Source organism: Escherichia sp. XD33 (assembly GCF_019375075.1).
GTDB lineage: Bacteria > Pseudomonadota > Gammaproteobacteria > Enterobacterales > Enterobacteriaceae > Enterobacter > Enterobacter flexneri_A.
Genome location: NZ_JAENDM010000189.1, coordinates 1 through 1,236, shown reverse-complemented (window position 1 = coordinate 1,236; position 1,236 = coordinate 1). Strand labels below are relative to the sequence as shown.

Annotated in this window: 1 protein-coding gene; it reads left to right on the top strand. The window is 48.5% G+C overall.

Going from position 1 to position 1,236, the window contains the following annotated elements:
* Positions 1–1,047, top strand: a 1,047-nt coding sequence (locus tag K0778_RS26180) for a methyl-accepting chemotaxis protein (protein ID WP_153520336.1), incomplete at its 5' end; no start/stop codon positions are given.
* Between the last annotated feature and the right edge of the window lie 189 nt (positions 1,048–1,236).

Below are 1,236 nucleotides of genomic sequence, written 5' to 3'. Positions count from 1 at the left end.
TTGTTAGCCACTTTAATGTCAGGAAGCTTAAGCTCTGTTAGTGTTTTGGCTATTCTCTCTCCTCTTGGAAGACTGGTTGAAAGAGCCAGGAATATTTCCAATAACCCATTAAGTCAATCCCTCTACACTGGGCGCACCGATGAGTTTGGCCAAATAGAGTTTGCTTTACGAATGATGCAAGCTGAAACAGGCGCCATAGTAGGTCGCATAGGTGATGCATCAAATCGGCTTAGCGAACACACCCGAGGCCTACTAAAGGATATTGAGTCAAGCAATGTACTTACAGTTGAGCAGCAGGCAGAGACAGATCAAATAGCAACGGCAGTAAACCAAATGGTGGCAAGCATTCAAGAGGTTGCGAGCAATGCACAGCATGCTGCAGATGCGGCCGGAAGAGCAGACACTGAGACGGCATCTGGCCAGCGTCTGGTAGCCCACACAAGCCAGTCAATCACTGCCCTTGAAGGTGAAATTAGGCAAGCCACTCAGGTTATTCATGAGCTTGAAGGTCAAAGTAACGAGATATCAAAAGTTCTTGACGTTATACGAGGGATCGCCGAGCAAACGAATTTGTTGGCACTCAACGCAGCAATTGAGGCCGCGCGTGCTGGTGAGCAGGGGCGTGGTTTTGCTGTTGTCGCCGATGAGGTTCGCAGTCTTGCTGCTCGCACACAGCAATCGACAACGGATATTCAAAGCATGATCAGCGCTCTACAAGAGCGAGCGCAATCCGCTGTTACAGTCATGGAGCAAAGTAGTCGGCAAGCGCACACGAGTGTAGCTCACGCAGAGGAAGCAGCTACAGCTCTTGATGGAATTGGCCAACGCGTTAACGAAATTACCGACATGAACGCGCAAATAGCGACTGCGGTCGAGCAGCAGGGAGCAGTAAGTGAAGACATAAACCGCAGTATTATCAATATACGCGATGCTGCTGATACCAATGTACAGACCGGGCAGAATAATTTGCAAAGTGCGAAATCTGTCGCTCAGTTAACTAGCGCTCTGAGCGAACTGGCAAAACAGTTTTGGGAAAAACGAGGATAACGCTTTTCAGTATCTCGACAGGGATAACTTACTTTACCATCGGTTATCCCTTTTAGCCGCACAAATTTTAGCCATGGCTTTTCAGGAAGTCAGGGCTATCAGAATGGCCTTAGAAAGCCTAGTCAAAGAGCTGTCACGAGAACACCGTTAGCTTAGCGTACGATTTTTTCCGAATTCTGCGGTTCCCCC